The sequence below is a fragment of the Sphingomonas sp. CFBP 13603 genome, assembly GCF_014892665.1.
Classification (GTDB): domain Bacteria; phylum Pseudomonadota; class Alphaproteobacteria; order Sphingomonadales; family Sphingomonadaceae; genus Sphingomonas.
This window is the reverse complement of the sequence record NZ_JADBIA010000015.1, coordinates 14562-37080: the sequence shown is the minus strand read 5'-3', so window position 1 is coordinate 37080 and position 22519 is coordinate 14562. Positions and strand designations below refer to the sequence as shown.

Below are 22519 nucleotides of genomic sequence, written 5' to 3'. Positions count from 1 at the left end.
AGAATTGAAGCAACCGACGTGCAAGCCATTGACGCGGAATTGTAACATGGCATGCCTACGCGACGAAGAGAGCGGGGAATTGGGGTGGATCGCGAATGCGATTGAAGCTGGACGCGCGGGCGCGCCGTATCTTGCGGCGTATGCCCGTCGTGAATGTCTATAATGTGGTGGAACTTGCGCTGCTCGCCGGGCTGGCGGTGCAGTGCGCGCGGCTGGCGTGGACGATCGTGACGCCGATCACGCCACTGGGTGACTGGCGGCCCGCTGCGCCGATGGTCGTAGGGTCGCCCGCCGATATCCTGCGCGGGTTCGATCCGTTCTTCCGTCTCGGTGGTGCGGCCGGCGCACCTGCCACGGTGACCTCGCTCCAACTGACGTTGTTCGGTACGCGCATCGACGAAGCGATGGGCCGCAGTTCGGCGATCATCGCAGGGGCCGACGGTGTCCAGCAGAGCGTCGCGGTCGGCGACGAGATCCAGCCGGGCGTGCGCCTTAAGTCGGTCGCGTTCGATCACGTCACGATCGACCGCGGCGGTGCCGACGAGGACCTGTTCCTCGATCAGTCGGGCGCCGTCACGCCAGTCGTTCCCGGCGCGGCACCCGCCGGCGCTGCGTCTCCGGTCGTCGGCATCCCCGTGGCGCAGTTGCGCAGCGAGATCGGCTTCATCCCCCGCATCGACGGCGGCCGCATCAGCGGGCTCACGGTCCGGTCGCAAGGCTCGGGCAACGCGTTCCGTTCCGCAGGACTGAAGGACGGCGACATCGTCACCTCGATCGGCGGGCGGCCCGTTTCCGGCCCCGGCGATCTCGATCGCATCGTCAAGGATTTCGCGGGCGGCGGCAACGTCCCCATTACCGTAGAACGCGGGCAGGATACTCTGCCGCTCGCCATCACGATCGCGCCACCCCAATGAAAAAGCTTCTTCTCGGCCCCGTCGTCGCGCTCGCGCTGGCGGCAGGCGTCCACGCGCAGACCACGCTCAACGTCCGCGATGCCGATATCCGCGCGTTTATCGCCGACGCCGCCAAGGTCACCGGGCGCACCTTTATCATCGACAACCGCGTCGCCGGCAAGGTGACCGTGGTTACCGATCGCCCGCTGTCGCGCTCCGAATATTTCGAGATCTTCCTCTCGACGTTGCGCGCCAACGGCCTCGTCGCGGTGCCGACCTCGGGCGGTGCGTTCCGCGTCCAGCCGCTCGATAACGCCGCTTCGCAGCCGAGCCGAATCGGTGTCGCTGGGGCCGCGCGCAACAGCTACGTCACGGAGATCATCCGCCTCCGCGCGATCGACGCGCAGTCCGCGGTCGAGACCGTCCGCCCGCTGGTCAGCGCGCAGGGCTCGGTCAGCGCGAACCGTGGCGGCAACAGCCTCGTCGTGGTCGATTTCGCCGACAACATCCGCCGCATCCGCGAAGTCCTCCGCCGGATCGACACCGACACCTCTTCCACCCGCGTCGTCGCGCTCAAGAACGCCAGTGCGAAGGAGATCGCGACGGCGCTCCAGGGCCTGATCGGAACCGGCACTGGCGGCGGTCAAGGCGGGCAGGGCGGTGGCGCCGGCTCCGGTCCGAGCGCTTCGGTGGTCGCGGTCGAGGGCTCGAACGCGGTCGCGTTGCGCGGCGATCCGACCACCGTCGCCCGCCTTGCGCAGGTCGCTGCGGACCTCGACCAGAAGGCGCGCAATGGCACCGAGATCAAGGTGGTCTTCCTCGAGAATGCCGATGCCGAGCAGCTGCTGCCAGTGTTGCAGGAACTCGTCGGCCAGACTCCGACGCAGCCGGTGCAGACCGCCTTGTCGCGCTCGAACTTCGGATCGAGCAGCACCAACGGCGCGTCCGGCGGACAGTCGAACTTTTCGCAACCTCAGATCCCGCAATCCGGACCGTCGTCGAGCGGCGGGGGCGGCGGATCGGGCCAGGCGGCGATCACCGCAGCCGGCGGCAAGACCGCCGCGGTCGTCACGCGCTTTGCCGGTGCCAACGCGATCGTCATCGCCGCACCCGCCGAGATCCAGCGTCAGTTGAACGAAGTCGTCCGCCAGCTCGACACCCGCCGCGAACAGGTTCTGGTCGAGGCGATCGTCGCCGAAGTCTCCGATTCGACCGCGCGCACGCTCGGTGCGCAGTTCATCGTCGGCGATCCGAGCGGTGGCGCGTTCGGCGCGTCGACCTTCTCGAACTCGGCGCCCAACATCCTCCAGATTGCGGGCGCGATCGGCGCACGCTCGATCGGCGGCAACGGCACGACGGTCGTCGCGCCCGACGGCACGCGCACCGAAACGAACACGCCCAATGCCGCGGCGGACGCTTTGCAGCAGTCGGCAATCGCGTCGATCCTTGCGGCCACCGGCGGCTTCGGCGGGTTCGGCGGCAAGATCGGCAGCACCTTCTTCGGCGCGATCATCAACGCGGTGAAAAGCGACACGACCTCGAACCTGCTCCAGGTCCCGCACCTCGTCACGCTCGACAACCAGGAGGCGCACAGCCTCGTCGGGCAGGAAATACCGATCACCACGGGGCAGGCGCTCAGCACCAATTTCGACAACGCCTTCCGCACGACGCAGCGCCAGAATGTCGGCATCGAGCTGACCGTCCGGCCGCAGGTGAACTCGTCGGGGACGGTGAAGCTCAACCTCCGCCTTGAGGTCAGTTCGATCGCCGGCCCGGTGTCGAGCGACAATAGCGACCTGATCCTCAACAAGCGCGAGGTCGAGACCGTCCGCACCGTCGACGACGGCCAGATCGCGGTGATCAGCGGCCTGCTCGACGATAACGAGCGCCGCACGATCGAGAAGATCCCGCTGCTCGGCGACATCCCGGTGCTCGGCCATCTGTTCACGTCGAAGGCGAAACAGCGGTCGAAGACGAACCTGATGATCTTCATCCGCCCGACCATCCTGCGCACCGCGGAAGACAGCCGCAAGCTGACCGAGCAGCGCTACGGCTATGTCCGCCTGCAACAGGGCTTGCAGGAGCCCGGCGCGGAGCCGTCGATCGACCAGCTCGTCCGCGACTACATGGGCGCCGCGCCGCCGATCCCGAGCGCACCGATCCCCGGCAGCATCGAAGACCCGCGCATCGCGGTGCCGGTCCGCACCTCGACGATGGTCGTGCGGCCCAGGAAATGATCATCCGCGAAGGCCACGAGATCGACGCTTCTACTCCGCTTGCGGGAGGGGTCGGGGGAGGGCTTGCCTCGATCACGGACGACGCGATCGAGGGGTATGTCATTCCCGCCCCCAACTCCTCCCGCATACGGGAGGGGAGTGAAGCACACCTCCCCCAGATCACCATCCCCTACGCCTTCGCCAGAAAGTTCGGTGTCGTCGTCGACCACACCGACACCGATTCCCACCTCACCATCGCGATGCGCGCCGGCGCCGACCCGAAAGTCCTGCTAGAACTCCGCCGCTACCTCGCCCGCCCGTTCGACGTGACGTTCGTGGAACAGATCGCCTTCGACCGCCTGCTATCGAACGTCTACGCGATGGACGGCCAGGCCAACGCGCTCGCCGCGGTCGGGATGGGCGACGAACTCGACCTGCTCGCCGGCGACATGCCGACGGCGGAGGATTTGCTCGACACCGCCGACGACGCGCCCGCGATCCGCCTCATCAATGGCATCATCGCCGACGCCGCGCGCAACGGCGTGTCGGACATCCATATCGAGCCGTACGAGTCCGGCCTCGTCGTCCGCATGCGCATCGACGGCGTGCTGCGCGAAACGCTGCGCATGCCGCCCAACGTCGCCCCGGTCGTCGTCAGTCGTATCAAGGTGATGGCGCGCCTCGACATCGCCGAGCGCCGCGTCCCGCAGGACGGCCGCATGGGGCTGACGCTCGGCGGCAAGTTGCTCGACGTCCGCGTCTCGACGCTGCCGAGCCGCGCAGGGGAGCGCGTGGTGCTGCGTATCCTCGACAAGGAAAACGCGGGTATCGATCTCGAAGCGCTCGGCCTGCCGCCCGCACTGTTCGCGCTGCTCAACGAAGCGCTGAGCGAGCCGAACGGCATCATCCTCGTCACCGGCCCGACCGGCTCGGGCAAGACCACCTCGCTCTACGCGGCCTTGCGCCTGCTCAACGACGGCAGCCGCAACATCCTCACCGTCGAGGACCCGGTCGAGTATGCGGTCGACGGCGTCGGCCAGACTCAGGTCAACCCGAAGGTCGGCCTCACCTTCGCGGCGGGCCTGCGCGCGATCCTGCGCCAGGATCCCGACGTCGTGATGGTCGGCGAAATCCGCGACCGCGAGACTGCCGAGATCGCGGTGCAGGCGTCGCTGACCGGCCATCTCGTGCTGTCGACGGTCCACACCAACGACGCGATCGGCGCGATCACCCGTATGCGCGACATGAAGGTCGAGAGCTTCCTGCTCGCCTCGACGCTGCGTGCGGTGATCGCCCAGCGCCTCGTCCGTCGGCTGTGCCCAACCTGTCGTAAGGCCGTGCCCGCGTCGGCTACGGTAGCCCCGCTGCTCGGCATCGCACCGGACGCGGTCGTCTACGTCGCGCAAGGCTGCGAAGACTGCAACCAGACCGGCTACAAGGGCCGCATCGGCGTCTTCGAAGCGGTCCGCATCGACGACACGATCCGCCGCCTGATCAACACCGACGGGCACGAATCGGAAATCACCGCGCACGCATTCGCGAAGTCGCCGAACCTGGCGCAATCGGCCCGCGACCTAGTCCTCTCCGGCCAGACCACCGCCGAAGAAGCCGTCCGAGTATCCCGCCGCGACACCACGGAAGTCGTCGAGGATTCAGTAGTTGCGTAGCGCGCGGCAGTTCCTCCCCGGAACGGGGAGGGGGACCAGCGAAGCTGGTGGAGGGGGTTCACCACGCTCGCACCACCGGCCGTACGCCGCCAGCAGCGCAACGCAACGTGCGCGGCACGCCCCCTCCACCACCGCTTCGCGGCGGTCCCCCTCCGCTTGCAGGGGAGGATGATGGCGGACTTCGACTATATCGCGATCGACACGAAAGGCGCCGAACGCCGCGGCCACGTCGCTGCGTCTGACATCGACGTCGCGCGCGCTACCCTGGATGCACGCAAATTCTATGTCGTGAAGATCACCCCCGGCGCGCCGCCGCAAGCCTCGAAAGGCCGCCCGCTGTTCGGCCTACAGCTCGGCACGCCGAAGATGTCGGGCAAGAACCTCACCCTCTTCACCCGCCAGCTCGCCACGTTGAACCGCGTCTCCCCGCTGGAGGAATCGCTCCGTACGATTACGCGCCAGACCGAACAGGACAGCGTCCGCACGATAGTCCAGCACGTCCACGCTGGCGTCGTCGAAGGCCGCCGCCTCGCTGACGCAATGGCGCGCGAACCGAAAAGCTTTCCGCCGCTCTACCGCGCGATGGTGTCGGCTGGCGAAAGCTCGGGCTCGCTCCCGACCATCCTCGACCGTCTCGCCGCGCTGCTCGAACGCCAGGCCGAGATCCGCGGCAAGCTCATCACCGCGCTCGCCTATCCATCGATCCTCGCGCTCGTCGCGTTCGGTGTCGTTACCGCACTGATGATGTTCGTGGTGCCGCAGGTGGTCGAGCAATTCGACACGGTCGGTCAGCAACTCCCGCTGCTCACGCGGATGGTGATGGCGTTCTCGGCGTTCCTCGTCGGCTATTGGTGGGTGATGCTGCTGATCGTCGTCGGTGGCGGCCTGGCCGGATGGCGGGCGCTCAAGGACCCGACGCTCAGGCTCGCGTTCGACGGCTGGCTGCTCCGCATTCCGCTACTCGGCCGCCTGATTCGGGACCTCCACGCGGCGCGCATGGCGCGCACGCTCGGCACGATGGTCGCGAGCCGCCTGCCGTTGCTCGACGGTCTCAACCTCACCGCCAGCACGATCCACAATCGCCGCCTCCGCCTCGCCTCCGACCAGATCGTCGACGCGATCCGCGGCGGCGGTTCGCTCTCCGCCGCGATGCGCCGCGCCGGCGTCTTCCCGCCGCTGCTGACCTATCTCGCGGCGAGCGGAGAAGCGGCAGGTCGCCTCGACGAGATGCTCGAGCGCGCCGCCGACTATCTCGAGCGCGAGTTCGACCGGTTCACCGCCACCGCATTGTCGTTGCTCGAACCGCTGATCATCGTCGTGATGGGCGGCATCGTCGCGACGATCGTGCTATCCATCCTGCTCCCGATCCTCCAGCTCAACACGCTGGCCGGACAATGAGGTTTCGTATGCGTCCCGAAGATAAAAAGAAGCGCCGCGAGGCCGGCTTTACCCTCGTCGAGCTGATGGTCGTGATCGTGATCATCGGCCTGCTCGCTACTATCGTCGCGCTCAACGTGCTGCCCTCGGGCGACACTGCGCGGATCCAGAAGGCGAAGGCCGACATCGCGCAGATTGAGGGCGGGCTGGAGCTCTACAAGCTCCAGAACATGACCTTCCCCAACACCACGCAAGGGCTGAACGCGCTCGTCACCGCGCCCGCGGGCCTGACCGATCCGTCGCGGTATCAGCGTGGCGGGTATCTCAAGAAGCTGCCGAACGATCCCTGGGGTCGCCCGTATCTCTATGCCTCGCCGGGCGCACACGGCGAGGCCGACGTCTGGACCTTCGGCGCGGACGGCAAGGAAGGCGGCGAGGGGATCGATGCCGATATCGGCAGCTGGCAATAAGTCCTTGGACTGGGTCCCCGCCTGCGCGGGGACACTTTCGCGGAGACGCGAAAGTGGCTTCACGCTGGTCGAGCTGATGGTCGTCGTCACGATAATCGGCTTGGCCTCTGCGGTAGCCGTGCTCGTCATGCCGGACCCGCGCGGCCGCGTGCTCGACGAGGCGACGCGCTTCGCCCTGCGCACCCGCGCGGCGCACGATTCGGCGATCGTCGAGGCACGCCCGGTAAGCGTCTGGATCAGCGGCGGCGGCTACGGCTTCGACCGGCGGCTGGCGGGCGGCTGGACGCCAATCGCGGAGAAACCGATGCGCGTCGAACGCTGGAACGAGGGTACCAGGGCCAGCATCGGCGACACCACCGGCCGGATGCGCGTCACGTTCGACCCTACCGGCCTCGTCGATCGCCCCGCTGAGATTCGCCTGGATCGCGGTGGTGTAGCAGCGACCGTCCACATCGACGCCGACGGCAGCGTAAGAGCCGATGCGGGCTGAGCGCGGCTTCACCCCTCGTCGACGTTACGCCGAACACGGCTTCACGTTGATCGAAATCATGGTCGCGCTGGCAGTGTTCAGCCTCGCGGCGATGGCGCTCGTGCGTCTGGAGAGCGCGACGATCCGCGGCGCCTCGATCCTCGACGAAACGCTGGTCGCGCAGATGGTCGCGCGCAACGTCGCGATCGACGCGGTCACCAGCGCGCAACCGCCGACGGCAGGCCGCGTCACCGGCGTCGAGACGAACGGCGGCCAGCCCTGGACGTGGACGCGGCAGGTCAGCGCACTCGGCGGATCGAGCGTGCTGCGGATCGACGTGGCGGTCGCCGACCGGACCGGCACGCAACTCGGCCGCCTGACGATGGTGCGACCCGCGCCGCGGATGGTGATGTGACGCATCCGAAAACCGAGGCCGGCTTCACGCTCATCGAAGTCATGGTGTCGCTTATGATCTTCGGCATGATCGCCGCCGCCGGCGTGGCGATCCTGTCGTTCAGCGTGAAGGCGCAGAGTTCGACCGGTGCGAAGCTCGACGACATCAGCGCACTCACGCGGACGATGTCGATCCTGTCCGCCGATCTCGCCCAGGCGTCGAACCGCGCTACCCGCGACGAGGCCGGCACCAGCGTTCCCGCGTTCATCGGCGAGAGCGGGTCGGGCGTCACGCCGATGCTCCGCCTCGTCCGCGCCGGCTGGAGCAATATCGACGGTGCGGCGCGCTCCAGCATGCAGAAGGTTGCCTATCGCGTTGATGGGGGCGTGTTCCAGCGGATCGCCTATCCGATGGTCGACGGCGCGCAGCCGCTGCCGCCTGCCGCGTTGCTCACCAAAGTTCGTCAGGTCGGACTGCGCTATCGCATCGCGGGCGCCTGGAGCGATCGATGGGACGGCGCGAGCGGCAGGCCCTTGCCCGACGCGATGGAACTCACCGTCCAGCGCGATGACGGTACGCAGTTCCGCCAGATGTTTCTCGTCGGCACCAGCTACGTGCCCGCGCCCTCGGACGGAACCGGTCCTGTCATAACGCCACCAGCGGGCACCCCTCCGGGACAGGAGACGCCCGGTGCGCGAACCTGATCTCGGCATTCGACGCGGGAAAGAGCGGGGCGCAGCGTTGCTCACCGTGCTGATGCTCGTAGCCATCATCGCGGTGATGGCCGGGGCCGCGCTGGAAAAACTCCGGCTGTCGACCCGCCTCGCGAGCAACGCCGCGACCGGCGAGCAGGCGCGCGCCTATGCGCTCGCGGCGGAGACGATGGCGCTGACTCGGGTCTCCAACCTGCTCGCGCCAAAGCCCACGCGGGTCACGCTGGCCGGCGGCTGGAGCAACACGCCGTTCGGCCTGCCGGTCCCCGGAGGCTTCGCGACCGCGCGCGTCCGAGACGGTGCGAACTGCTTCAACCTGAACTCTCTCGTCGGCATGACGACCCCGGGCGTGTACGTCGCGAGCGGCGAAGTACGGCCGCAGTTCGTCCGCCTGATGCGGTTGCTCGACGTACCCGTGCAGGTCGCGGAACAGGTCGCGGCGGGCACGACCGACTGGATCGACAGCGATCAGGACCAGTCACCGATGGGGGCCGAGGACGGCGCGTATCTCGGTCGCGTGCCGTCGTACCGCACCGCCGGCACGTTGATGAGCGACCCGAGCGAACTGCGCGCGATCGCGGGGATGACGCCTGAGATCTACACGAAGATCCGCCCGTGGATCTGCACGCTGCCCTTCGCCAAGCCGTCGCCGATCAACGTCAACACCCTGCTGCCCGAACAGAGCGTGCTGCTGGCGATGATGTACCCCGATACGCTGTCGGTCGGCGCCGCCCAGCAGCTGCTGCTGCGGCGACCGGTGCAGGGCTACGCGACCTTCGACGAATTGCAGAAGGGCGCGTCGCTGCTCGGCGCCGCCAACATCGCGCCCGGCGTGGACGCGCAGGTGCTGTCGAAATGGTTCACACTCGATATCGACGTGACGCTCGGCACGACACAAATGCAGGAACGGGCGCTGATCGACGCGAACCGGCTTCCCGCGCAGCTCGTATCGCGGCAATGGGGCGAGCCATCATGACGACTTTGCTGTTCCTTCCCGCCGGCGAGACCGGATTTCGCTGGATGCGTGTCGCGGACGCGCGCGTCGTCGGGGAGGGGGAGGGTATCCCCGATGCGATCGACGACGAGACGATCGCGGTGGCACCTGCCGACGCGGTGACGCTGCACTGGGCGGAACTGCCGTCGCGGTCTGCGGCGCAGGCGACCGCGGCCGCGCGAATCCTGGCGAGCGAAGCGAGTGCATCGCCGCTCGTCGAACTTCACGTCGCAGTCGGGGACGAAGGCGCGAGCGACCGACCGATCGGGGTCGTCGGTGCCGCGACGATGCGCGACTGGCTGCTGATGCTGGCGGAGGCAGGCGTCGATCCGGTCGCGGTAATTCCCGCACCGATGCTCATCCCACGACCAGAAGAGGGCTACGCGCGGGCGGAGCTTGCGGGCAGCGGTGTCGTGCGCGGCACGTCCAGCGGGTTCGCCGACGAAGCGCGGCTGACGGAGTTGGTGACCGGCGGCACCGCGCCCGCGACGATCGACCGCGATACGCTGGAGGCAGCGATCGTTGCCGCCGTCGCGTCGCCACCGCTCAACCTACGCCAGGGGCCGTTCGCGCGGCGGCGAAGGTTCGCGATCGACTGGGGGCTGATCCGTCGGCTCGCGCTGTTATCGCTGACGATTCTGGCCGTGACGCTGGCGATCTCGCTCGTCCGCATCGCCAAATACAGCTTCGGCGCGGATGCGTTGGAGGCGGAGGCCAACACCGTGGCGGTCACCGGCCTGCCGCGCGGCGAGACGGTGGTGGACGTGAGCCGCCAGCTCGACGAGCGCCTGTCGCGCGTGCGGGGACCGGGGCTGGGTTTCACCAGCACGACCGCGGCGGTGTTTGCAGCGGTGCGCGCAACCCCCGGCGCCGAAGTCACCGCGCTCGATTTTCAGGCGAACGGCGACCTGCGCCTGTCGGTGGCCGTCGAACGCGAAGCCTTGGCGACCGACCTGAAGCGCGCGCTCGAATCTGCTGGCTTCTCGGTCCGCGCCGGCGTGTTCCAGGCGGCAGCCGGCCGCGTGACGGGCGAACTCACGATCAGCCCGGAGAGCGGACGATGACCGGACTGAAAACGTGGTTCGAAGGACGTTCGCTCAGGGAGCGGCGACTGCTGCTCGTGATGGCGGCGCTCGCGGTCCTCACGTTGCTGTGGGCGCTGATCATCCGCCCGGTCGGCGACGGCCTGTCGAGCGCGCGCGAGCGTCATGCCGACGCCGTCACCCGGCTCGGCGAGACGCGCGCGCAAGTCGCGACGTTGCGCGATATCCAGCGGACTCGCGCTACGCCGCTGACCGGCACGCTCGCCGACGCGGTGCGCGCCGAGGCGGACCAGGCCGGCTTCGCGCTCGCCTCGCTCGATCAGGACGGGGCTAGCCGGGTACGGGTCGGCATCCAGTCGGCGCGCCCCGCGGCGCTGGTCGCGTGGCTCGCGCGCCTCGAACGGCTAGGCATCCTCGTCGATTCGGTGGCGATGACCGACAAAGGCGACAAGACCGTCGGCGTCGCGCTCACGTTGAAGGCGCGTGCGGCATGAGGCGGATCCGTTTGCGTACCGGCCCCGCCGCGCTGTTCGGCGGGATGCTGCTGATCGCGCTGATCGTCTTCCTGCCGATGCGCGCGGTGCTCGGCTGGGTCGGCGTCGGCGACGAAGGGCTGGTCGCACGGCGCGTGTCGGGAACGATTTGGGGCGCGACGCTGACCGAAGCGCGGTTCGGCGATCTCGCGCTTGGCGATCTGCACGCGCGGCTGTCGCCACTGCCGCTGCTGGTCGGCCGCGCGACGATCGTCTTCGCCGGTCCCGAATCGGTGTCGGCCAAGCCGTTGCGCGGGTCGGCGAGCGTCAGTCGCCACGGCTTCGGCGTCGATCACATGACAGCCACGGTCGCGACCGGCCGGCTGTTCGCGCCGGTGCCCGTCTCCGCGCTCGACCTCGACGACGTCTCGGTCCGCTTCCGCGATGGCCAGTGCGAAGCCGCCGAGGGCCGCGTCCGCGCGACGCTGGCGGGTGACGTCGGCGGGATCACCCTGCCGCAGTCGGTGAGCGGCACCGCACGGTGCGACGGCACGGCGTTGCTGTTGCCGCTGGCGAGCCAGTCCGGGACCGAGAGCATCGCGCTCCGGATCGAGGGGGCAGGGACCTACCGCGCCGAACTGTCGCTGCGTCCGTCCGATCCGCTGGCGATCCAGAAGCTCGAGCAGGCGGGCTTCGTGAGCGGCCCGAACGGGTACAAGCTCGCCATCGAAGGACGTTTTTGACGTCTTTTTGGCAAGTCGACGGTTGACGCCGCCCGGCGACCCCCGCTAGGGGGCGATGCCTACGCGGCGGTCGTAGTTCAATTGGTTAGAGCGTCGGCTTGTGATGCCGGATGTTGCGGGTTCAAGTCCCGTCGGTCGCCCCATTTTCCCATTATTTTTCCGAGCTCCCCCCAACGTGAGCGCTTTGGGCTGGTAAAACCTGCCGGAAAATAATATTTCGCCTCCCGGTAATTTTATTCTCCTCAGGAGCCGGCGATGACAGCGGTTTGGGACCTTCCCGATTTCGACGACCACGAGGGCGTTCATGCCTTCACCGATCCCGAATCGGGTCTGCATGCGGTGATCGCGGTGCACTCGACCAAGCTCGGGCCGGCAGCCGGCGGCGCACGCTTCTGGCATTATGCCGACAACGGCCGCGCGGTGACCGACGCGCTGCGCCTGTCGCGCGGCATGAGCTTCAAGAACGCGATGGCGGGCCTGGAACTCGGTGGCGGCAAGGGCGTGGTCCTCGCGGCCAAGCCCGGCGACGTCATCACGACGGCACAGCTCGAGGCGTTCGGCCGCGCGGTCGACTCGCTCGGCGGGCGCTACGTGACCGCCGAGGACGTCGGCATGTCCGAAGACCGCATGAAGGTGATCGCCAGCCAGACGCGCTACGTCTCCGGCCTGCCGGTCGCGAGCGGCGCTGCGGGTGGTGATCCTGGCCCGTACACCGCGCTCGGCATCTATCTCGGCGTAAAGGCGGCGGCGCAGCGTGGCCTCGGCGCGACCGACATGAAGGGCGTACGCGTCGCGATCCAGGGCGTCGGTTCGGTCGGCGGCGGCCTCGCGCGGTTGCTCGCGAAGGACGGCGCGGTGCTGACTCTGGCCGACGTCGACGAGGGCCGTGCGCAGAAGCTGGCCGGCGAACTCGGCGCGACCGCGGTGGCGGCCGAGGCGATCCTGACGACCGAGGCGGATATCTTCAGCCCGAACGCGCTGGGTGCGATCCTGACCGAGATGTCGATCGCGGCGCTGAAGGCGAAGGTCGTTGCAGGTGGTGCGAATAACCAGCTGAGCGTCCGCGAGGACGGCGCGCGGCTGCACGCGCGCGGCATCCTGTATGCGCCGGACTACGTCATCAACGCGGGTGGGATCATCAATGTCGGCCTGGAGTATCTGGGTCACGGCGACGAGGCCGAGGTGAAGGCCCGGATCGCGCGTATCCCGGAGCGCCTGATCGAGGTCTGGAACGAAAGCGACCGGACCGGCCAGCCCGCGTCGGACGTGTCGGACTCGATCGCCAAGCGCCTGATCGGCCGGTAACGGTCCTTCTCCCCTCCGGGGAGAAGGTGGCACAAAGTGCCGGATGAGGGGTGGTTGGGGTAAACGACCCGTGCCTCACTCCCCCTCACCTTCCCACCGCAAGTGCGGCGGGCCCCTCCCTCTCCCCAAAGGGGAGAGGGGCTTAAGTCCGAGGTGACAGCCTCGTAATGTTGCCATAGTGGTGTCCGTAGTGGCCACCCTACACGCCTTCGCAAATCCGGCACGCTTTCTGAAGATCGCCAAGCCGTTGACGCCGTTGCTCTTCTGGGCCGGCGTCGCGTTGATCGCGCTGGGCTGCTGGGCGGGCCTAACCCAGACCCCGCCCGATTACCTCCAGGGCGAGACGGTCCGCATCCTCTACATCCACGTCCCCGCAGCCTGGCTCGGCATGGGCGGATGGAGCGGGATCGCGATCTCCAGCATCATGTTTCTCGTCTGGCGCCACCCGCTCGCCAGCGTCGCCGCGCGCGCAATCGCGCTGCCCGGCGCGGTGTTTGCGGCGCTATGTCTCATAACCGGCTCGATCTGGGGACGGCCGACCTGGGGAACGTGGTGGCAATGGGATGGCCGGCTGACCTCGATGCTGCTGCTGTTCTTCGTCTATCTCGGCTATATGGCGCTCGCGAAGGCCGATGCCGACCGTGGCGGCGACGGGCGCGTGCCGGCGCTGTACGGGATCGCCGGGTCGATGCTGCTGCCGATCATCCGCTATTCGGTGGTGTGGTGGAACACGCTGCACCAGGGGCCGAGCATCGGGCTGACGCAATCGACCATCGACGGTTCGATCCTCTGGCCGCTGCCGATCATGCTGGCCGGCTTTACCTTCGTGTTCGCGGGGATAGTCCTAATGCGGATGCGGACGATGCTGGCCGTTGCAAAGTCCGAAGCACGCATGCGTCGGATGGCGCGCGCATGAATCCCTGGCCGTTCGTGACTGCCGCGTATGTCGTGACGCTGGGAGGCGGCGCGATCATTGCGTCGCTAAGCTATCTGGCGATGCGTAGGTCCGAAAAATGAAGGCCAAGCATCAACGCCTGACGCTGGCATTGCTCGCGCTTGGCGCCGTCGTGGTTGCAGGGCTGCTCGCGCTGTCCGCATTGAAGGATCAGGCCGCATTTTTCTATGCGCCCTCCGACGTGCGCCGCGACGGCCTGCCTCTCGGCCGCGCAGTCCGGCTCGGCGGCATGGTCGAGGGCGGTTCGGTGAAGCGCGCCGCCGACGGCATCACCGTCCATTTCACCGTCACCGACGGCCAGGCGACCACCCCGGTCGTCTTCGCCGGCATCGTTCCAGACCTGTTCCGCGAGAAATCAGGTGTCGTCGCCGAGGGCCAGTTCCAGCCCAACGGCAGCTTCGTTGCGTCGAACCTGCTCGCCAAGCACGACGAGAAATACATGCCGCCGGAGATGGCGGGCAAGATGCACGAGACCAAGACGCTCGAACCGGACGCAAAGCAGTGATCGCCGAAGCAGGCCTCGCCGCGCTCTGGTTCGCGGGCGCGCTCGCGGCGTTGCAACTGGTGATGGCAGCGATCGGCATCGCGCGCGGCCGTGACGATGTCGCGGCGGCGGTCCGGCCGGTGGCGATCGTCCAGGGGCTGCTCGCACTGCTGGCGATGGCGCTGCTGATCGAGCTATTCCTCGACTCCGACATGTCCGTGAAGCTGGTCGTCGAGAACAGTCATTCCGCCAAGCCGTGGCTCTACAAGTTCGCCGGTGCGTGGGGAAATCACGAAGGCTCGATGCTGCTCTGGGTGACGATCCTCGGGCTGGCCGGTGGCGCGGTGGCGATCTTCGAGCGCTCGCTGCCCGAACGCACGCTCACCGCCACGCTCGGCGCGCAGGCGACGATCGCGCTCGGTTTCTACGCGTTCCTGCTGTTCTCCTCGAACCCGTTCGCGCGGTTGAACCCCGCAGCACCCGACGGACTCGGGCTCAACCCGCTGTTGCAGGACCCCGGCTTGGCGTTTCATCCGCCGACGCTTTATACCGGCTATGTCGGCCTCTCGGTCGCGTTCTCGTTCGCGGTCGGTGCCCTCGTCACGCGTGATGTCGGGCCAGCGTTCGCGAAGGCGATGCGGCCTTGGGTGCTGATCGCGTGGATATTCCTGACGCTCGGCATCACCGCCGGATCGTATTGGGCCTATTATGAACTCGGCTGGGGCGGCTGGTGGTTCTGGGATCCGGTCGAGAACGCGTCGCTGATGCCGTGGCTTGCCGCGACTGCATTGCTCCATTCGGTGACCGTGCTCGCGACCCGCGACGGCTTGCGCGCCTGGACGATCATGTTGGCGGTGGTCGCGTTCTCGATGTCGATGATTGGCACGTTTTTGGTGCGCTCAGGCATCCTGACCAGCGTCCACGCGTTCGCGGTCGATCCGGAGCGCGGCGCGTTCATCCTGGCGCTGCTCGCGATCTACATCGGTGGTGCGCTTGCGCTGTTCGCCGCGCGGATCGGCACCGTCCGCGCGGGCACGACCTTCGATCCGGTCAGCCGCGAGGGCGGACTGGTCGCGAACAACCTGCTGTTATCGGTGATCCTCGGGATCGTCCTGATCGGCACGCTCTACCCGATCGTCGCGGCGAGCTTTGGTGTCCAGCTTTCAGTCGGCCCGCCCTTCTTCAACAAGGCGGCGGGGCCGATCGCGCTGTTGCTGGTCGCGGTAATGGCGGTCGGGCCACTGCTGCGCTGGCGCCGTGACGACGCGAAGGCGGTGCTGCGCCGTGTCATGCTGCCGATCGGCGCGACGCTGGTCGCGGCAATCGCGTTGCTGTTCGTATGGCCGGGCGTACTTCCGTGGGCCGGACTATCGCTGGCCGCGGGGCTTGCCGTCGCGAGCGTCGCGCCGTTGTGGAAGCGCAACCTGAAGCGCACGCCGCTCTTCACCTACGGCATGGTCATCGCGCACCTCGGCATCGCGGTAAGCCTCGCCGGGATGGCGTCGGACAGCGCGTTCACCAAGGAAACGCTGGTCGCGGTGCGTGCGGGGGAGCCGGCGCGGGTGGGGCCGTACACCGTGACGCTCGACGGTATTTCGCCGGTGATCGGCGAAAACTGGTCGGCGCTCGAAGCACGCCTGACCGCGACGCGCGGTAGCAGCGAGAGCATCCTGCGCCCGCAACTCCGCTTCTTCGCCAATCCGCCGACGAGCACCAACGAGTCCGCGATCCTGACGGTACTAGACGGCCAGCTCTATACCGTGCTCGGGCAGCCGGACGGGCAGGGGCGGTGGCAGCTTCGCCTCTGGTGGAAGCCGTTCGTGACGCTGATCTGGTTCGGCGGGGTGCTGATCGCGCTGGGCGGCATGCTGTCGCTGCTCGGCCGGGTGCGGCGCGAGCGACGGACCGCGATACGGGCCGAATGGGCATGAAGCGGTTCGCACTCTGGGCGCCGCTTGCGATCTTCGCGCTGCTGTTCGCGGTGGTGGCGAGCGGGCTGTTCCGGCCGGCGGAGAAGGTGGTGCGATCGGCGATGGTCGGCAAACCGCTCCCCGATTTCGCGCTGCCGGCAATGGTCCCGGGCAAGCCGGGCCTCACCAGCGCGTCGTTCCGGCAGGGCAAGCCGCGGCTGCTCAACGTCTTCGCGAGTTGGTGCATTCCGTGCATCGCCGAAGCGCCCCAACTGATGCGCCTGAAGGCGATGGGCGTACCGATCGACGCGATCGCGATCCGCGACACCGCGCCGGCGATCGGCGGATTCCTGCGGCGCAACGGCGATCCGTACGAGCGTATCGGCAGCGATCGGGCCAGCCAGGTGCAACTGGCGCTGGGCTCGTCGGGCGTGCCGGAGACGTTCGTGATCGACGGCCGCGGGATCGTGGTGAAGCAGATCATCGGCGATATCCGTCCGGAGAATGTGCCGGAGATCGTGCAAGCCGTGAAGGACGTGCGGTGAGGGGCCGTTTCTTCATCCCCCTTCCGCTTACGGGAGGGGCTAGGGGAGGGGCTTCTCCTCCAGCACCAACCGCGCGTTCGCGTCATGCCCTCCCCCGACCCCTCTCGCGAGCGGGAGGGGAGGTTCTTGCCGCGCTGTTGCTCTGCATCTCGCCGGCCTTCGCCCAGCCGGTCACTCCGCCAGCGCATTACGCCAACGTGCAACTTACCGACCCCGCGCAGGAAGCTTCGGCACGCGCGCTGATGGAGACGCTGCGCTGCCTCGTTTGCCAGGGCCAGTCGATCGCCGATAGCGATGCCGACATGGCCGCGGACATGCGTGCTCTGGTGCGTGAGCGGATCGAGCGGGGAGAGAAGCCTGCGTCGATCCGAGACTGGCTGATCGCGCGCTACGGCGACTACGTGACCTACGATCCGCCGCTATCGGGGCTGACGTGGCCGTTGTGGCTAGCGCCGATCCTGCTGCTCGGCATCGGCGGCTGGATCGCGCGGTCGAGCTTCCGGCGGAGGACACGCTGATGGGGTATTTCTGGCTGGCCGCGATCGGGGCGGGGGCGGTTGCGCTGCTCGCGGTATTGAAGGTGAACCGCGTTCTTTGGACGATGGTCGCTGCGGCGCTGATGCTCGGCGCGGCGGGATACGCGTGGCAGGGGCAGCCAGGGCTTGCCGGCCATGAAGCGTCGCCCGGGCTTGCCGCAACGCCGGACGACAGCGCGATGCTCGAATTGCGCGACCAGATGCTCGAGCGGTATACGGGCGCGGCGGCGTATCTGGTTGCGGCGGATGCGATGACGCGGATCGGCGATCGCCGTGCGGCGGTGCAGGTGTTGTTGGGCGGCATCCGGATCGCACCGAAAAGCCTGGTGTTATGGACTGGCCTTGCCAATGCGCTTGCTGCGCACGACGCGAACCAAGTTTCTCCGCCCGCGCTGTTCGCGTTCCAACAGGCGATGCGACTGGCGCCCAAACATCCGGCGCCGCCGTTTTTTCTCGGGCTAGCATATGTGCGGGCCGGGGAGTTCGCGACGGCTCGACCGTATTGGGCTAAAGCGCTTGCCTCGACGCCAGCCAACATTTCGTATCGGGGCGAGATCGCTACGCGTCTGGCTTTGTTGGATCGGTTCCTAGCCATGCAGGACGTGCCGAACGCAGGCCAAAAATAATCCCGTCATCCTGGGCTCGACCCAGGATCCAGAGCCATGAACGTAAAGCTATTTGGCTCTGGATCCTGACTTTCGTCAGGATGACGAGAAAAAGAGTGACTGTAAGGAAGGCCTTACTGCCCGCGGCCGGTCTTCGACTGCAGCTCGTCGATCTTCTTCGACGCATCCGCCTTGGTCAGCGTCTCGTCGAATTCCTCATGCGCTTCCTCGGACAGCGTCTTGAGGTAGCTTGCCTGAGCACCGGTCATCTTCTCGTCGCCGGTGGTCCAGTCGTCCGGGTCCTTCTCGGCGTTCGAGAACGGTTCGGACTTGGGGTTCGGGGTGTCGGACATTGGAAATTCCTTTCCCCTGTCCAACACCCATGTTCCGTATCCGTTCCCGAGTCAGCCCGCCCATGCTTCGTAAGGTAAACCTAGATCATCGGCGACCGCCTTGTACGCGATCTTGCCCTTGTAGACGTTCAGCCCGTTGGCGAGATGCGGGTCAGCCTTCATCGCCGCCTCGGCACCGAGGTTGGCGAGCTTCAGCGCGAACGGCAGCGTCGCATTGTTCAGCGCGAACGCCGAGGTGCGCGCCACGGCGCCCGGCATGTTGGCGACGCAATAGTGGATCACGCCGTCGACCTCGAACACCGGATCCTCGTGCGTCGTGGCGTGCGACGTTTCGAAGCACCCGCCCTGGTCGATCGCGATGTCGACCAGCACCGAGCCGCGCTTCATCGTCTTCAACATCTCGCGCGTGACGAGCTTCGGCGCAGCGGCGCCCGGCACCAGCACCGCGCCGATCACAAGATGTGCGTTCTTCACCGCGGCCGCGATCGCGGCCTTCGACGCATACGCGGTCTTGATCTGGCTGGAGAAGAACATGTCGAGTTCGGCCAACCGGTCGTTCGAGATATCGTAGATCGTCACGTCGGCGCGCATGCCGACCGCCATCTGCGCGGCGTTGACGCCCGAGACGCCGCCGCCGAGGATCGCGACCTTCGCCGGCGCGACACCGGGGACGCCGCCGAGCAGGACGCCACGTCCGCCCTGCTCCTTCTCGAGATAATGCGCGCCGACCTGCACCGACATGCGGCCCGCGACTTCCGACATCGGCTTGAGCAACGGCAGCCCGCGACGGTTGTCGGTGACGGTCTCGTACGCGATGCAGGTCGCACCGGACTTCATCAGCCCCTCGGCCTGCGGCTTGTCCGCGGCGAGGTGGAGATAGGTGAACAGCAGGTGGCGCGGCTCGAGCATCGCGATCTCGCTCGGCTGCGGCTCCTTGACCTTCACGATCATGTCGGCGCCGGCGAACACGGCAGCAGCGGTCGGCAGGATCGTCGCGCCAGCGTCGACATAGTCCTGGTCCTCGAAATCGATGCCCGATCCGGCCTGCGTCTCGACGACGACCTCGTGGCCCGCGGCGACCAGTTCGGCGACCGACGGCGGGGTCAGGCCGACGCGATATTCGTGGTTCTTGATTTCCTTGGGGACACCGACGCGCATTGATTCCACTCCATTATCGTTTGCGCCATACTAGCGCGTTTTGGACGGGAAGGGTTCGCAAACTGGTCCCGGTGCGATACCGCATTTGCAAGATGCGTGCATCCATCGCCATCAAAACGAGAGAATCTTGAGCGCAACGATCGAACGCAGGATTCTGGGCCTGCTCGCCGCCAATTCCGACCTGACCAGCGCAGAGCTCGGTGACGCGGTTGGCCTATCGGCGAGCGCCGCGCATCGGCGGGTCGCGCAGCTTCGGGAAAGCGGCGCGATCATCGGCTATCGCGCCGTCCTGTCGAGGGCCGCGCGCGGCGACCCGAGCATAGTCCTGGTCAACGTCACGCTCCGCGACCAACGCAAGGAGACTATGGCGGCGTTTGAAGCGGAAATCGTCGATTGCCCGCAGGTCGTGCAATGTTTCCTGATGAGCGGCGAAGCGGATTACATGCTCCATGTCGAGATCCGCGACGGCGAGACGTTCGAACGTATTCACCGCGAGACGCTCTCGCAATTGCCGGGTGTAACGCGGCTGGCCTCGCATTTCGTCATCCGGGAAGTGATCACGCGCGGTTGAGCGTGGCCGATCAGCCCCAGTTAATCCACGTTGCCAGCCTCGCCGTTGCCGCCCTCTACCCCGCATGCTAAATGCGCGCGCTTGGGGCACAGGGTGAAATCGGAAATTCGATGAGTATTGCTGCACTTCCGGGCCGATTCACCGTCCAGTGAGCGTCGACCAGACCGCCGCGGCCTCGACCGTGCCACCCGCCAATCTCGATCTCGAGACGGGGCATCACAACTCCGACGGCATGCTGAAGCTCGCCTTCGGTGCGATCGGCATCGTCTTCGGCGATATCGGCACCAGCCCGCTCTACGCCTTCCGCGAGACCTTCGCCGGCCACCACAAGCTCGCGCTCGACGCGGCGCACATCATGGGCGTCATCAGCCTGATGTTCTGGTCGATGATGATCGTCGTGACGGTCAAGTACGTGATCATCATCATGCGCGCGGACAACAAGGGCGAGGGCGGCAGCCTCGCGCTGCTCGCATTGGTCTCGGGCAAGACCAAGACGAAGCGCTGGAGCAAGGGCATCATCTTGCTCGGCGTCTTCGCGACGGCTTTGTTCTACGGCGACAGCATGATCACGCCCGCGGTGTCGGTGCTGTCCGCGGTCGAAGGCCTCGCCGTCGCCGCGCCCGCTTTCGCAGGGCTAGTGCTGCCGATCGTGATCGTGATCCTGATCGCGCTGTTCTGGGTGCAGAAGAGTGGTACCGCGCGGATCGGCCTCGTTTTCGGACCGATCATGCTGGTGTATTTCAGCGTCATCGCGGTGCTCGGCATCCTCAGCATCGTCCAGACGCCCGAAGTGCTCTGGGCGTTGTCTCCGCACTACGCGGTAGAGTTCTTCATCATCGATCCCGAGCGGGCGTTCCTCGCACTGGGCTCGGTCGTCCTCGCGGTGACGGGCGCGGAGGCGCTGTACGCGGACATGGGCCATTTCGGGCGCAAGCCGATCGGCCTGTCGTGGCTGTTCTTCGTGCTTCCCGCGCTGATCCTTAACTATATGGGGCAGGGCGCGCTGCTGTTCCGCGACGGCCGCGAGGCGCTAGTCAGCCCGTTCTACAACCTCGCCCCCGAAAGCCTCCAGCTCCCGCTCGTCATCCTAGCGACGATGGCCGCCGTGATCGCGTCGCAGGCGGTGATCTCCGGCGCGTTCTCGGTGACGCAGCAGGCGATCCAGCTCGGTTTCATCCCGCGTCTTCGGATCGAGCACACCAGCGCGTCGACCGCCGGCCAGATCTACATCCCGCTCGTCAACGGCGCGCTGATGGTGATGGTGATCCTGCTCGTGCTATTCTTCCGCACCTCGTCGAACCTGACGAGCGCGTACGGAATCGCGGTGACCGGCGCGATGTTCATCGACACGTGTCTGCTCGGCGTGGTGCTGTTCCGCCTCTGGAACTGGCCAAAGATCGCGGCGATCCCGCTGCTGGCGATCTTCTTCACCGTCGACGGCGCCTATTTCGCGGCGAACCTCACGAAGGTGCCCGCGGGCGGCTGGTTCCCGCTGCTGGTCGGGTTCATCATCTTCACTTTCCTGACGACGTGGTCGAAGGGGCGGCAGTTGATGATCGACCGGATGCACGAAGCGGCGATGCCGATAAAGGTGTTCATCGGCTCGGCGGCGAGTTCGGCGTCGCGCGTGCCAGGCACCGCGGTGTTCATGACCTCGACTGCGGACGGCGTGCCGCACGCGCTGCTCCACAATCTCAAACACAACAAGGTGCTGCACGAGCGCGTCATCCTGCTCACCGTCAAGATCGTCGGGCAGCCTTACTGGCCCGCGCATGACCGTGCGGTGCGCGAGGAGCTTGGCGACGGCTTCCACCGCCTCGTGCTGCGCTACGGCTTCATGGAGGACGCCGACGTGCCCGCGGCGTTGCGCCAGGTCCATAATTGCGGTGCGGACTTCAAGATGATGGACACCAGCTTCTTCCTGTCGCGTCAGACGCTGCTCGCGTCGGACAAGCCCGGCATGATGATCTGGCGCGAAAAGCTGTTCGCGTGGATGCTGCGCAACGCGGAAAGCGCGATGGAGTTCTTCCGCCTGCCGACGAATCGCGTGGTCGAGCTGGGTAGTCAGGTCGAGATTTGATGATCACCGATACGGGACCAGCCCCGATCATCGTCACGGCCCTGTTCGGCCGCCAAGACACCGCGTTCTTCGATGCCATGCGCCGCGAGCATTTCCCGCCCGAGCGCAATCAGCTCGACGCGCACCTGACGCTGTTCCACCACCTGCCGCCCTCGGGCCTCGACGAACTCAAGCACCGCCTCAAGCAGGAAACGCGCGGCATCCGTGCTCCACAGGCGCGTGTGGGCGGCCTGATGTCGCTAGGACGGGGTGTAGCCTACCGGATCGAGTCCCCCGAGCTTGTCGGCATCCGCGCGCGCCTTGCCGACGCATTCACCGGCATGCTCACCCCGCAGGATGCCGGCGGCTGGCGGCCGCACGTCACGATCCAGAACAAGGTCAGCCCGCAAGTCGCCAAGCTCCTGCTCGGCAATCTGCAGCGAGATTTCACCCCGAAGGACGTCGAAATCGCCGGTCTTGGCGCGTGGTGGTATCGCGGCGGACCGTGGGAAGCGATTTCCCGGCACATGTTCGCTTGACCGCCTCGAAACCGCTTCCTATAGGCCGCGCCTCGCAGGGAAGAACG

At 67.1% G+C, this 22519-nt stretch carries 24 protein-coding genes and 1 tRNA gene; 23 read left to right on the top strand and 2 right to left on the bottom strand.

The genetic code is table 11. The annotated features are described in order from the left end of the window. Positions 1-140 precede the first annotated feature (140 nt). From IFR23_RS18085 to IFR23_RS17990, 20 genes are all read left to right on the top strand, one after another. Positions 141-914 (top strand): type II secretion system protein N, encoded by a 774-nt coding sequence (locus IFR23_RS18085; RefSeq protein WP_342345004.1) that lies wholly within the window; start codon positions 141-143, stop codon positions 912-914. After that, positions 911-3130 (top strand): type II secretion system secretin GspD, encoded by a 2220-nt coding sequence (gene gspD / locus IFR23_RS18080; RefSeq protein ID WP_192977057.1) that lies wholly within the window; start codon positions 911-913, stop codon positions 3128-3130. Before IFR23_RS18085 ends, gspD begins: the two co-directional genes overlap by 4 nt. Then, positions 3127-4776 carry a GspE/PulE family protein gene (locus tag IFR23_RS18075; RefSeq protein WP_192977056.1) on the top strand — a complete coding sequence of 550 codons (1650 nt, stop codon included), beginning with the start codon at positions 3127-3129 and terminating at the stop codon, positions 4774-4776. The genes gspD and IFR23_RS18075 overlap by 4 nt, the downstream gene beginning before the upstream one ends. A 171-nt stretch (positions 4777-4947) precedes the next feature. Beyond that, complete coding sequence (gene gspF / locus IFR23_RS18070; RefSeq protein ID WP_056058019.1) at positions 4948-6174, top strand: type II secretion system inner membrane protein GspF; 1227 nt, start codon at positions 4948-4950, stop codon at positions 6172-6174. 8 nt (positions 6175-6182) lie between these two features. Then, the gene (gspG, locus tag IFR23_RS18065) at positions 6183-6623 is read left to right on the top strand and encodes a type II secretion system major pseudopilin GspG (RefSeq protein ID WP_192977055.1); all 441 of its coding nucleotides are present in this window, start codon (positions 6183-6185) and stop codon (positions 6621-6623) included. A gap of 4 nt (positions 6624-6627) precedes the next feature. Continuing rightward, on the top strand, positions 6628-7113 hold the full coding sequence (locus IFR23_RS18060) for a GspH/FimT family pseudopilin (RefSeq protein WP_274599209.1): 486 nt from the start codon (positions 6628-6630) through the stop codon (positions 7111-7113). Continuing rightward, complete coding sequence (gene gspI / locus IFR23_RS18055; RefSeq protein ID WP_120300471.1) at positions 7103-7507, top strand: type II secretion system minor pseudopilin GspI; 405 nt, start codon at positions 7103-7105, stop codon at positions 7505-7507. Before IFR23_RS18060 ends, gspI begins: the two co-directional genes overlap by 11 nt. Continuing rightward, complete coding sequence (gspJ, locus tag IFR23_RS18050) at positions 7504-8190, top strand: type II secretion system minor pseudopilin GspJ (protein WP_342345003.1); 687 nt, start codon at positions 7504-7506, stop codon at positions 8188-8190. Before gspI ends, gspJ begins: the two co-directional genes overlap by 4 nt. Further along, positions 8177-9175 carry a type II secretion system minor pseudopilin GspK gene (gene gspK / locus IFR23_RS18045; protein WP_342345002.1) on the top strand — a complete coding sequence of 333 codons (999 nt, stop codon included), beginning with the start codon at positions 8177-8179 and terminating at the stop codon, positions 9173-9175. The genes gspJ and gspK overlap by 14 nt, the downstream gene beginning before the upstream one ends. Continuing rightward, positions 9172-10257 carry a type II secretion system protein GspL gene (gene gspL, locus IFR23_RS18040; RefSeq protein WP_192977053.1) on the top strand — a complete coding sequence of 362 codons (1086 nt, stop codon included), beginning with the start codon at positions 9172-9174 and terminating at the stop codon, positions 10255-10257. Before gspK ends, gspL begins: the two co-directional genes overlap by 4 nt. Beyond that, positions 10254-10730 (top strand): type II secretion system protein GspM, encoded by a 477-nt coding sequence (gene gspM, locus IFR23_RS18035; RefSeq protein ID WP_192977052.1) that lies wholly within the window; start codon positions 10254-10256, stop codon positions 10728-10730. Before gspL ends, gspM begins: the two co-directional genes overlap by 4 nt. Continuing rightward, positions 10727-11452, top strand: a complete 726-nt coding sequence (gene gspN / locus IFR23_RS18030; RefSeq protein WP_192977051.1) for a type II secretion system protein N — start codon at positions 10727-10729, stop codon at positions 11450-11452. Before gspM ends, gspN begins: the two co-directional genes overlap by 4 nt. A 66-nt stretch (positions 11453-11518) precedes the next feature. Further along, a tRNA-His gene (locus IFR23_RS18025) sits at positions 11519-11595 on the top strand. 112 nt (positions 11596-11707) lie between these two features. Next, positions 11708-12757, top strand: coding sequence for a Leu/Phe/Val dehydrogenase (locus IFR23_RS18020; protein WP_121885274.1), 1050 nt, complete (start codon positions 11708-11710; stop codon positions 12755-12757). A gap of 190 nt (positions 12758-12947) precedes the next feature. Next, the gene (gene ccmC, locus IFR23_RS18015) at positions 12948-13673 is read left to right on the top strand and encodes a heme ABC transporter permease CcmC (protein WP_192977050.1); all 726 of its coding nucleotides are present in this window, start codon (positions 12948-12950) and stop codon (positions 13671-13673) included. A 97-nt stretch (positions 13674-13770) separates the two neighbouring features. Next, entirely contained in the window at positions 13771-14217 is a 447-nt protein-coding gene (gene ccmE, locus IFR23_RS18010) for a cytochrome c maturation protein CcmE (RefSeq protein WP_133019459.1), read from the top strand. Further along, entirely contained in the window at positions 14214-16127 is a 1914-nt protein-coding gene (locus tag IFR23_RS18005; RefSeq protein ID WP_192977049.1) for a heme lyase CcmF/NrfE family subunit, read from the top strand. The genes ccmE and IFR23_RS18005 overlap by 4 nt, the downstream gene beginning before the upstream one ends. After that, complete coding sequence (locus tag IFR23_RS18000) at positions 16124-16651, top strand: DsbE family thiol:disulfide interchange protein (RefSeq protein WP_192977048.1); 528 nt, start codon at positions 16124-16126, stop codon at positions 16649-16651. The genes IFR23_RS18005 and IFR23_RS18000 overlap by 4 nt, the downstream gene beginning before the upstream one ends. Before the next feature lie 137 nt (positions 16652-16788). Next, on the top strand, positions 16789-17169 hold the full coding sequence (locus IFR23_RS17995) for a cytochrome c-type biogenesis protein (RefSeq protein WP_446740926.1): 381 nt from the start codon (positions 16789-16791) through the stop codon (positions 17167-17169). Further along, complete coding sequence (locus IFR23_RS17990) at positions 17085-17813, top strand: tetratricopeptide repeat protein (protein WP_342345001.1); 729 nt, start codon at positions 17085-17087, stop codon at positions 17811-17813. Before IFR23_RS17995 ends, IFR23_RS17990 begins: the two co-directional genes overlap by 85 nt. A gap of 113 nt (positions 17814-17926) precedes the next feature. On the opposite strand, the gene IFR23_RS17985 is transcribed toward IFR23_RS17990, so the two are convergent. Both IFR23_RS17985 and ald read right to left on the bottom strand, forming a co-directional pair. Then, a complete protein-coding gene (locus IFR23_RS17985; RefSeq protein ID WP_056058060.1) occupies positions 17927-18145 on the bottom strand; it encodes a DUF3072 domain-containing protein in 219 nt (72 codons plus the stop codon). Between the two features lie 51 nt (positions 18146-18196). Beyond that, on the bottom strand, positions 18197-19303 hold the full coding sequence (gene ald, locus IFR23_RS17980; protein WP_056048250.1) for an alanine dehydrogenase: 1107 nt from the start codon (positions 19301-19303) through the stop codon (positions 18197-18199). Positions 19304-19430: 127 nt separating this feature from the next. On the opposite strand from ald, the gene IFR23_RS17975 reads away from it, so the two are divergent. The 3 genes from IFR23_RS17975 to IFR23_RS17965 all read left to right on the top strand — a co-directional run bounded on the left by IFR23_RS17975 (position 19431) and on the right by IFR23_RS17965 (position 22472). Next, positions 19431-19874: an Lrp/AsnC family transcriptional regulator gene (locus IFR23_RS17975; RefSeq protein ID WP_192977047.1), complete on the top strand. Its 444-nt coding sequence runs from the start codon at positions 19431-19433 to the stop codon at positions 19872-19874. 181 nt (positions 19875-20055) lie between these two features. Continuing rightward, complete coding sequence (locus tag IFR23_RS17970; protein WP_435368449.1) at positions 20056-21954, top strand: potassium transporter Kup; 1899 nt, start codon at positions 20056-20058, stop codon at positions 21952-21954. Beyond that, a complete protein-coding gene (locus IFR23_RS17965) occupies positions 21954-22472 on the top strand; it encodes a 2'-5' RNA ligase family protein (protein WP_192977046.1) in 519 nt (172 codons plus the stop codon). Before IFR23_RS17970 ends, IFR23_RS17965 begins: the two co-directional genes overlap by 1 nt. The last annotated feature ends 47 nt before the right edge of the window (positions 22473-22519 follow it).

What these genes read in the sequence shown, in the direction of transcription:
- ald (WP_056048250.1), bottom strand. Translation starts at nt 19,303, where the DNA reads ATGCGCGTCGGTGTCCCCAAGGAAATCAAGAACCACGAATATCGCGTC.
- gspD (WP_192977057.1), top strand. Translation starts at nt 911, where the DNA reads ATGAAAAAGCTTCTTCTCGGCCCCGTCGTCGCGCTCGCGCTGGCGGCA.
- gspM (WP_192977052.1), top strand. Translation starts at nt 10,254, where the DNA reads ATGACCGGACTGAAAACGTGGTTCGAAGGACGTTCGCTCAGGGAGCGG.
- gspL (WP_192977053.1), top strand. Translation starts at nt 9,172, where the DNA reads ATGACGACTTTGCTGTTCCTTCCCGCCGGCGAGACCGGATTTCGCTGG.
- gspF (WP_056058019.1), top strand. Translation starts at nt 4,948, where the DNA reads ATGGCGGACTTCGACTATATCGCGATCGACACGAAAGGCGCCGAACGC.
- IFR23_RS18085 (WP_342345004.1), top strand. Translation starts at nt 141, where the DNA reads ATGCCCGTCGTGAATGTCTATAATGTGGTGGAACTTGCGCTGCTCGCC.
- IFR23_RS17985 (WP_056058060.1), bottom strand. Translation starts at nt 18,145, where the DNA reads ATGTCCGACACCCCGAACCCCAAGTCCGAACCGTTCTCGAACGCCGAG.
- IFR23_RS18075 (WP_192977056.1), top strand. Translation starts at nt 3,127, where the DNA reads ATGATCATCCGCGAAGGCCACGAGATCGACGCTTCTACTCCGCTTGCG.
- IFR23_RS18000 (WP_192977048.1), top strand. Translation starts at nt 16,124, where the DNA reads ATGAAGCGGTTCGCACTCTGGGCGCCGCTTGCGATCTTCGCGCTGCTG.
- IFR23_RS18020 (WP_121885274.1), top strand. Translation starts at nt 11,708, where the DNA reads ATGACAGCGGTTTGGGACCTTCCCGATTTCGACGACCACGAGGGCGTT.
- gspG (WP_192977055.1), top strand. Translation starts at nt 6,183, where the DNA reads ATGCGTCCCGAAGATAAAAAGAAGCGCCGCGAGGCCGGCTTTACCCTC.
- ccmE (WP_133019459.1), top strand. Translation starts at nt 13,771, where the DNA reads ATGAAGGCCAAGCATCAACGCCTGACGCTGGCATTGCTCGCGCTTGGC.
- gspN (WP_192977051.1), top strand. Translation starts at nt 10,727, where the DNA reads ATGAGGCGGATCCGTTTGCGTACCGGCCCCGCCGCGCTGTTCGGCGGG.
- gspI (WP_120300471.1), top strand. Translation starts at nt 7,103, where the DNA reads ATGCGGGCTGAGCGCGGCTTCACCCCTCGTCGACGTTACGCCGAACAC.
- IFR23_RS17965 (WP_192977046.1), top strand. Translation starts at nt 21,954, where the DNA reads ATGATCACCGATACGGGACCAGCCCCGATCATCGTCACGGCCCTGTTC.